Annotated in this window: 7 protein-coding genes and 3 pseudogenes; all 10 read right to left on the bottom strand. The window is 33.5% G+C overall.

Features of this window, described 5'->3' with window-relative positions:
• Window positions 1–370: 370 nt before the first annotated feature.
• Window positions 371–844 carry an RICIN domain-containing protein gene (locus LS73_RS09215; protein WP_052089490.1) on the bottom strand — a complete coding sequence of 158 codons (474 nt, stop codon included), beginning with the start codon at window positions 842–844 and terminating at the stop codon, window positions 371–373.
• Window positions 835–1,655, bottom strand: a pseudogene (locus LS73_RS09210) (cytolethal distending toxin subunit B family protein). Before LS73_RS09210 ends, LS73_RS09215 begins: the two are co-directional and overlap by 10 nt.
• 7 nt (window positions 1,656–1,662) lie before the next feature.
• Window positions 1,663–2,103, bottom strand: a pseudogene (locus LS73_RS10345) (hypothetical protein).
• Between the two features lie 706 nt (window positions 2,104–2,809).
• The gene (locus tag LS73_RS10005; RefSeq protein WP_174887587.1) at window positions 2,810–2,959 is read right to left on the bottom strand and encodes a hypothetical protein; all 150 of its coding nucleotides are present in this window, start codon (window positions 2,957–2,959) and stop codon (window positions 2,810–2,812) included.
• Between the two features lie 207 nt (window positions 2,960–3,166).
• Window positions 3,167–3,658, bottom strand: coding sequence for a hypothetical protein (locus LS73_RS09190; RefSeq protein WP_034558030.1), 492 nt, complete (start codon window positions 3,656–3,658; stop codon window positions 3,167–3,169).
• 681 nt (window positions 3,659–4,339) lie between these two features.
• Window positions 4,340–7,225, bottom strand: a complete 2,886-nt coding sequence (locus tag LS73_RS09185) for a DEAD/DEAH box helicase family protein (RefSeq protein ID WP_052089650.1) — start codon at window positions 7,223–7,225, stop codon at window positions 4,340–4,342.
• Window positions 7,218–8,228 (bottom strand): virulence RhuM family protein, encoded by a 1,011-nt coding sequence (rhuM, locus tag LS73_RS09180; protein WP_034558029.1) that lies wholly within the window; start codon window positions 8,226–8,228, stop codon window positions 7,218–7,220. Before rhuM ends, LS73_RS09185 begins: the two co-directional genes overlap by 8 nt.
• On the bottom strand, window positions 8,228–8,500 hold the full coding sequence (locus LS73_RS09175; protein ID WP_034558028.1) for a hypothetical protein: 273 nt from the start codon (window positions 8,498–8,500) through the stop codon (window positions 8,228–8,230). Before LS73_RS09175 ends, rhuM begins: the two co-directional genes overlap by 1 nt.
• Window positions 8,501–8,531: 31 nt before the next feature.
• Entirely contained in the window at window positions 8,532–9,152 is a 621-nt protein-coding gene (locus tag LS73_RS09170; protein WP_034558027.1) for a hypothetical protein, read from the bottom strand.
• A gap of 17 nt (window positions 9,153–9,169) precedes the next feature.
• A pseudogene (locus LS73_RS09165) lies at window positions 9,170–9,599 on the bottom strand (site-specific DNA-methyltransferase); the annotation flags it as partial.

Raw genomic sequence — 9,599 nt, 5'->3', positions numbered from 1 at the left:
TCATATTTAGCTAACTTCTATCATCTTATCATGATTTAGCTTGTGAATCTATTTTGTTATATTAAACCATTACCTAGTGATATTGAATCGCTACTTTGTCATATTAAACAAAATTGATTTTGTTATATTAAATAAGATTAGTTTTATTTATGTTTGGCATTTTATTAATTGCTATATTAAATGCTTTGTATTTGTTATATTTAGCTAACTAAAGTTAGCTAAATATAACCTTTACTATTCTTAATCTACTATCCTTTATTCTGTTTAGATTCTAATTTAGGGGTTAATCGTCTTTGCTTCTATTAGTGGCGGGACAAGAAGCATAATGTTAGTAAAACGAACATCAAAAAGCTATCCACACTACAAGGATTTATACCAAAGTATAGCCATCGGGCAATCTAGGATTAAAAAATATCGCAATGCATTCATCTTTACTCCCTACAAAAGAACGAATCTGCACTGCAGCATTCGTTGTTTGCATTATTGTAAAAAGAGTTTCAAACTTTCCACTTTTTAAGTCGTCTTTGCAAGATTTGAGGGCGAAAAATCCGCTTTCATCAATTCCTAGGCACATTTTTGAATCCTTAGTATTGACAAATTGCACAGCCCCTAAGTTGAATCTATCAAATGGGTCGCCTCTACCCATTTGTTCAGTTAGCATTATTTGTTTAAGATTCCAATTTGGCTTACTAGGATCAGGTGCAAGGACATCTCCTACCATAGCACTTCTTATTGACAATGGAGCAGTAAAGTCTGGTAAATCCTCTGGATTCATCGCAAAAGCAAAGTTTAAAATAATCGTAAGCAATAAAATAATTTTATAATTTATCCCTCCTAAAAGCATCCAAAATGCACAGGAAAATGATCTGATGCAATATGCACACGTATATTTGCCACCATAATTAATGCCACAATTTGCGGCAAAGGCATAGCTGTACGCTCAGAGCTAGACATACCAACTACAGCATACTAAAGCGTTCTATTTGCACCCCTATAGCCAAAACGCATAACAGAATTGGGACTACTATGCGAATATGATTTGTGATTCTTGTATCAAGCCCTGCTTGCAAAATGGGGGGATCGCGATTAAAATCCCCAGCAATTAGCCAATTGATTTCTGACATATCTATAAAATAATTATGCACAGCAGCAACTAGCGCGGGAGTATCCCCCCCCCCCCCACCGTTTGCTAAAACGTGGATATTAAAAAATACATCATTGCCAATACGAATCCCAATAACTGGGCGAAATGTATCTGTAGCAACCACAACTTGACGTATAACAATCACCTTATCAGCCTTTCTATCTGAAACAATAGCAAGATTTACCCTCCTTGCACCCACATCAATAGGAGCATAATAGATATACACCATACGAGAGCGATAACGTGTGCCAAGCTCCCATGTAAACTCTTCCACAGGTGTGCCACCGGGCTGCACCAACCTGCCTGTCCTAATTGCTGAAGTAGGAATCGACCCAGCCTCTTGCACCATAAGGATATTAGCAGGATTATCTCTAGTGAGAAGTTGTCTTGCACTCACATTCCATTTACTCTCTGTGTTTGCCGAAGCACCTTGCAAGTTCCAAGTGCTTACTCTATAATCCTCAATATTTGCCAAAACAAAACTAAAATTCACCAAAAAACACAACAATATTTCATCATCATTCCCTATTAATGGTAAAAATAGGAGCTGTATTTACCAAGGTAGGTATGATATACCATTGTTGATCGAGATTGCTTTTGTTTATAGCACATTGTGTAAGATAGGCACTATAATATATAGTATGGCGAAAGGTAGGCGTTTGTAAGCAAGTTTTTGTCCCTACATTTTGAATCTGCACTGCTTGATTATCAAACAAATTAAAATTCCATAGCTGTGTTTGTAGATTCTTATCACAAACTTCGTGTATTACGCCACTTTTATACGCCTGCAAACAAGTTCACTTTGCCTCGTTTTTAATCATCAACTGATTGTTTGCAAAGCTTATAACACGCCAAATTTGAGCCTTACCAAACTCATACGCATAAAGAGGCATATATCCCCATACCCAATTCCCCTCTCCCAAAGCCCAAAGGGTTACAACGCCCACAGATGATGACATAATGGATATTTGATTGGATATATTTGTATCTATTAAGGGCATTTTCTTTGTCCCATCTTGCATAATAAGACTTCTTGATTTTTTATCGGGTATTTTGAGATTTGGCGGAGGCGTGGGGCTATTTCCTATGCCTAAGTCTTTTTCGTTAATGGGTGTTGGTTTGACAGAAGTATGTATCTTAGACTTAAGAAGAGCACGCCTCCATAGAAAAAATGCTAAAAATAGAAATCAAAGATAATAACAATACTCTCACTCTAATTTCCTTATGTTTTAATTTAAATACTATTTAAAAGATTAGCTACCATCTCCTATATTCTAGCACTTTTGCTTCTCCATTAGATTTTATCCAATAATGCAAAATTGTTGTGAAATTCTCTAAAACATTTATAGCTATACTTTTTACCACGATTTAAAACTTCACCCTGCAAGTTAATACGCAAGGTAGTCTTTTGATTATCTGTGATTTGATAAGCTAGCAAAGTTATATTATCAAAAAGTATTTACATATAACTTATAATGATTCATAAAAGTTGCTATATTGCTTATTTTGTTTTTTGAAATCTCTGTAATAGTTTCATATTTACATTGCCCTATACTCAATAACTGATTGCAGATAATATCTTGTATTTCACTAAGGATAAAAATCCATTTGTGCGACTACTTGACAATGAGGACAAGTAAAGGAGATTCGTTAAATTTTGGTTCTTTAATGCAGTATCCATTTCCTACTCCCAACAGATGAGATTTTTTTAAGTTTTGGGTATTTTGCCAAATCAATAGAATCTAAGTTAAGAATCTCCCCATTATCAAACTCACAAGATTCTATACCTTTAGAATCTAAAAATAATTTTTTCATTTTCCATCACCATTAGATTTGCCTGTGAGTGAAAAATATCAAAATCTTCTCTATACTCTGTGTGTATATCAAGGCACACACTCTAGCCCTTGTTAAGTTTATCAATAAGTTTGCTAGATTTAGAACAATCAAGCATTTTTAAAAATTTCATCTCTTTCTTGTATATTTTTCTCCTGAACAATGTCTGTGGGAGATATATTAATTATCTTAACAGCCCCATCTTTTCTTTTTTAATGATTCTAAGAGTTTATCATCAAGTGAATCTAAATAAATATATTGCTTGCTCGTGTTATTTGTGCCATAATAACAATAAAAATATTCAGTCATATTTATTTTTTTGAGAGTCCCATTATCAAACCCCTCTTCTTGTCCGTATTCATAAAGATAAAAAGCATCTTCAAATGATTTGAAACTTAGAAAAACATATGTATAAAACATCTTATCATCTTTATCTTTTTTGCTGAATGCTTGTATTTTTAAAGTATCATCTTCTATAAAATGCGCAGATTCAAATGGCATGCTTAAACACATTTTTTGCAGTAATTTATTTTGTGTTTTGTCCTTAAAAATATTTATGCAGCCTTGATATTTGGTATTTTGCAATGCGACATAAGGCTTTGTGCTGCAACCAAAGATAAAAATACATATAGGAAACAAAATAAACAAAGATACATTCTTCAAATTGATAATATAAGACATACTCACTCCTTTAACCTTTGAATAAAATTTCATCTAATTTGGGCTTATAGATTCATTATCAAAGAAGTTGCATTTGATATTATCTTTATTGCCTCTATCTAGCTTTTTATCCACACACGTTTTACCTTTCCCATTATGTATTGTCATTTTGGCAAGGAGATTGACATTATTCATCATAAAAAAATAATATCGTCATCTTTTGTGGAGCTTCCCATTTTTACAGATTCAAATTGTTTAATGCGTCCCACAGGGTAATAATATTCTAAAATGGGCTTAAGAAAGATTGCATTTGTGCTTACTCCTCTGGATTGGTATATTTACACCTTTTGTTTTGGTGGATATGAGTAATATATTCTTTTATTTTCATCAAAAGCAATTAAACTTTTCTTAATTCCTTCGTTAATTAATTCCTACTCTTGCATTACTGTTAATTCCCACTAAATTTTTAAATAAAGCATAAATGGGGGTTTCACCCCCCCCCCCTCGTCCTCTAACACTTTCCTCCAAACGCTAGGCCTTGTAAGATTCTAAAATTCTAGTATCTTGCTTAAGACTTGTGAGCTGTGTAGAAAATTCTGCGGAGGTTAGCCTATGGCAGATTCTAAATAGAATCTATTTAGATTTGCCTAACAATTTTGTGCCTTAGGTGCTGTTTTGGCAATGCTCTCAATGCGCAAAGAATTAAAGTAAAAATAGAGTTTCAATACTAGATTTAATATATCCTTGCAATTCCTTACTTGTGTTCGAATTATTTTGCTTATTAAAATAATACAAAAACACTTTGGTTTTTAGCTCCTCATTTTTATTATTCCCTAATTTATGACTGCCATTCTCACCAAAAATACTTTCAAACCCTTGCACTTTATCTCTTACATTTGCCTCATAGCTTAAGCCTTTGGGGTCAATAAAAAGGATTTTATACTCTTTAGTTTGCTTATGCCTTAGCCAAAAGATAAAATCAGGGTAAAACTTCCTATAAGCTTGGGTTTGTGTATCAAAATAGGGGATAAAAATAGAATCCACATTTTCTATAATCCTACTAAAGCACCAATCATAGTCTTTTAACGCATTATCTTTATCTTTAATATATTCTTGCAATTCTTGCAAGAATACAATCTCACTTTGCTCTTTTATAGCATACAAAATCTCCCCATCCTCTTTTTCATCAAGGATAAGAGGGTTATAATAATGTGCTTTTAACGCCGCATTAATTTCGTAGGATTGTATTTTTTGTATTTTTGTGCCTTGTTTGATAGCCTCTGTATATTCACTAAGATTTATTTTGCCCTCATTAAATTCTCTTTGTAATTCCTCCTCACTCTTTGCAGATATTACCTCCCTTATCTTTGCATTTATCTCTTTTATAATACTAAAATCAAGTGTGGAGCTAAATTGCTTAAAATGACAAATCTCATCTTTAATCTCCTCAAATTTTTCTAACTCTTTTGCCTTAGTATTGAAAAAAGATTCTAAGACTTTCAGTGCATTTGTAGCTTTAAGGGTTTGTATATCTCCACTTATTTTAATCGCTTTTTCCTCGCTTGGCTTTGCTATTTTTTCCTTGATTTTACACAATGTGCTAAAGCCCAAATCTTTTGCCCTTATATTCTCCCTTAAAAGCAACACATCCTCATCAAAGGATTCTATATAGCTTTTAAGTGCGTTAAAATCGCATCGTGAAAGGACATAAGGCTTATTTTGTAAGCTTATGGAATCTCTATATTTTGGCACAAGCAGGGGCTTAAATGTTTTGCTTTTTCTAAAGCCACTTAAGGGATAACTTTGGATAAATTCCTCCAATCCCTCTAAAATACCGCTAATAGCTTCCTTTTGGCTTGCCATTATAAAAAGCGTCTCAATACCTAAGGCTTTCTTAGAGAATTGCTCACGCACATTAAAAGAAAGCCCCTCACACTTTGCAAGTCTTTTTCTCACCCCCTTAAAAGGCTCTAATCTCACACCTCGCCCAATGGTTTGCAAAACATATTTTTTAGCATTTTTACTGCCAATATTAATAAAACAAATAAGATTTACACGATTACTATCCCAACCCTCACTAAAAACTTTGCTTCCTATCATAATTTGTATCGGCGAAGATTCTTCATTGATATTTTGAAAATACCCGCTTGTAATATCCTCACCACTTTCAACGCCAAGATTTTGCAAATACCGCTTCTCCCACTCTCTAATACTCCCAATATTAAGGAGCAAGAAAGGCTCTTTAGCATTTTTAGATTTAAAAACAATCTCTTTAGGATTGCCCTTTATTTTACACGCTTCAATCACAGAAGCTTCTTTGGCATAAAAAATCTCTTTTCTTAAAGTCTTAGAATCCATTGTTTGAATAAGCCCTAAAAGCTCCTCATCTAAGCGTATGTTTTTATCAAAATACACATTTTGATTTTGTGAAAGCTTCTCGTAAAGATTCTGTGCTAAAGAGGTAATATCTCTATCCTCTTTTAAAATCTGTAAAATCGCCTCAAAGTAAAGCTTTATCCCCGCATCTTGCGTATTAACTTTATCAGAAACTGCAATAATTAGCGGTTTATGGTAGAAAAGGGACTTATTGCCTTGTTCTCCCCACTCTTGCATCAGCTTTTCTCTATGCTTTTTCATCGCACAAAAGAGTATAAAACTCTCTAAGATTTTTACGATTTGCTCCTCATTTTTTTCTTTGTCCTTAAAGGATTTTAAATCAGAATCCAACACTGCAATATTTTTGCCATAGCCCTCAAGATTGAATCGTTCTAAATTGTAATTAAACGCACAAGTTTGCAAATCAAAACTATCACTAAAGGTTGCAGAGAAATTAAAAATAAAACCTTTCTTACCTTTGCCCTCTGCAAGCTCTCTTATATAGCCTTTGCGCACAGAATCCTTGCTATCGCCCTTATGCGCCTCATCAAGCAAGACAATCCAACCCTCATCTCTTAAAAAATTCTTATAATTTAACCGCTTCGCCTTAGAATCTTTACCGACATTTTCGCTCGTATCTAGCAAATCACTGCGTCCAATAAAAACAATATTCTCATCAAAGAGTGAAGTGCCATAACTCACGCTTTCATAGTCTTTTAAATCCTTTAAGGTGATTGTTTTGCTTTGATAGGCATTATATTCTTTGATATGTGCTTTGAATTGCTCTAAAATCTTATCATTTGGCGTTAATAGCATTATAGGAATGCTAGGCAAATTTTCTAACACAAAAAAATCGTGCAAAAGAGCGATAAGTTTTATCATCACGATACTTTTACCGCTTCCTGTTGCCATCCAAAAACTCGCAGAGTTAATCTGCTCTTTTGTGATACCCTCTAGCCCACGCTTTTGGTAATCCTCATAAAGCAAATCAACCTCTTGCATATAGAGAATAAAACTTGCAATCGCGTTTTTAAGCGCAGCGATTTGATACTCTTGCAAAGAAATGCTATGAGAAAAGCGAGAGAAGTCAAGGGGGGCAAAAAGGGATTCAAAGTTTTGAATCTTTGGTGCAAGGATTTCTTTAAGAATGAGTTTTTTCTCTAAAGTTGCTTTATTTTTCAAAGAAACTCGTGTGGATTTTGTTTTACTCATTTGCTTTTCCTTTTCTCAAGGCTTTTGTTTTTGCATTAAATTCCTCATAGGCAATTTCTATTTCTTCTTTTGTTTTTTGTTTGTAGAGATTGTATTCTTTATGTGCTTTATCTAGGGCTTTTTGATGAGAGATTTTCCCCGCATTTTGCAGCACTTCTCGTCCGCTTAATTTTAAAAACTCATTCAGTTTTTCTAAATGCTCTTGCATACTTTTTTGCTCGCGATTGAGCGCACTAAGCTCCGCAAATTCAAAATACGCTGTAACGATTCTATTTAATGCCTCTAATTCCTCTTGATTTAAGTAATTTTTGGCAATCTCACTTTCTTTTTTAGTGGGCATTTTGCCTTTAAAATTTGTAAGCCCCATATTGATTTTATCAGAATCTGCCCTTTGAAAGACAATCTCACTTGCCGTATACCCATGTGCTGAATAATGCAATTTATTTTGAATGGTTTTAAAAAGCTCTTGGACTTGCAAAGAATCTTTATCATAATCTATGGCTGTGCTAAAAATCTTTAGCACTTGAGCGTGCATTCTTGTTTCACTAGAGCGAATATCTCTAAGTCGCTCTAAAAGCTCATCAAAATAATCTTGCTTTTGTCCCTTTAACCTCTCATCATCAAGTACAAAGCCCTTGATAAGATACTCTTTTAAGATTCTACTTGCCCATTGGCGAAACTGCGTGGCTCTTTTGGAATTGACACGATAGCCCACAGAGATAATCATATCAAGGTTGTAATGCTCTATCTGTCTTGAAACTTCCCTATTTCCCTCGTTTTGAACTATTAGGAAATTCCTAATAGTTGAGTTTTTTTCTAGCTCATTTTCTTTAAAAATATTTTTAATATGTTCGTTTATCGTAGGCACACTTACACCAAAAAGCTCGGCAATCTGCCTTTGTGTGAGCCATAAAGTCTCATTTTCTAATCTTATGCTAAGGGCGGGATTGTTTGCACTATCTTGATAAATAATCATTGGGTTTATTTGCTTGTCTTGCTTCATTACGCACCTTTGGATGTTTTGCCATCATTGGCAGTTGTCAAGTATTCCTTGACAACTGAATCCTCTTGTAATTCCCCCTCTTGCAAGATATTTCTTATATGCAAACTTATATTTTGTTTTGAGGTGTCAAAACAAAGTTTCTTTAGATGTAATCCTGCAAAGGCAAAAAGTTTTGCCATAGAATCTTGGGCTAAAAATATACTCTCGCCAAGCTCATAAAGCTCAACCTTGACTTTTTTATCTTGTGTGGTGTAGAGGAGGAGATTTTGCATTAATTTGTCCTATTTTCTTTTATGTATTTTTTCAATATGAAAATAAATTTTGTTGCAAATTTGGCAGAATAACTTGATACATGTCTTTAAAATCTTGTGTATCTATTTGATATTGATTATTAGGGTATCCAATATAGCTAATTAATTGAGGTATGTTTAAAAGGGGCATATTATTAAATTGTAGATAACTATTAAGCTTTAGCATTTGCCAATTAGACAAACTAAACTTATATCCAAAAAGCATCAATACTTGTAAAAAATGTCTTATGCAACCATTTAATTTAGGGCATTCGTAATTTATATTATCTATATCACATCTAAAAATCATTGAAGCTAAACAAAGCTTTAAATCATCTGGCAATAAAGTTTTATTTACGAAGTTGATAACATCCTGCACATCTGCAACACTTGACCTAATACAGACTTGTTCCAATCCGATAAAGTCATTACAAACAAAATGTCTAATAAAATTAAAAGCACATCTGTAACACAGTATATTATTATACAATTTATCAAAAAGATTAATATCCAAAAACTGCTCATTCCCATTCCAAGATATTGTATAGTCATTTGGTTTTTTTTCTCCTTTTTTAAAAGTCATAAAATAACTACTACCAATACGATAACATTGTCCTGCTATATATTTTGACATTGTTTTTCCTCCTTAATCTAATTCCAAAAAATAAGATTTTTAAGTTTTGGGTATTTTGCCAAATCAATAGAATCTAAGTTAAGAATCTCGCCATTATCAAATTCACAAGATTCTATGCCTTTGGAATCTAAAAACAATCGCTTAATTTTCCACCCCATTAAATTTGCCATAGTGTGAAAAATATCAAACTCCTCTCTATATTCTGTGCACATATCTAGGCACACACTCTCGCCCTTACTAAGCTTATCAATAAGTTTGCGGGATTTGCGATAATCTAGTATCGTTTTAGCCTTAGCATAGTCTTTGCCTTTGTAGATTTCATTGTCATATTGAGGCGAAGCCGAAATGTCTCTTTTATTGCCTTGTTGAGATACTTCAGCTAACGCTTCAGTATGACAAAGAGAGGATTTAGAATGACAAAAACTTAGCACATATTCGCAATTAGCT

Origin of the sequence: Helicobacter muridarum (genome assembly GCF_000765805.2) — a bacterium.
Lineage (GTDB): Bacteria > Campylobacterota > Campylobacteria > Campylobacterales > Helicobacteraceae > Helicobacter_A > Helicobacter_A muridarum.
The sequence above is the reverse complement of the archived record's forward strand: the minus strand, read 5'-3'. Positions and strand labels throughout refer to the sequence as shown.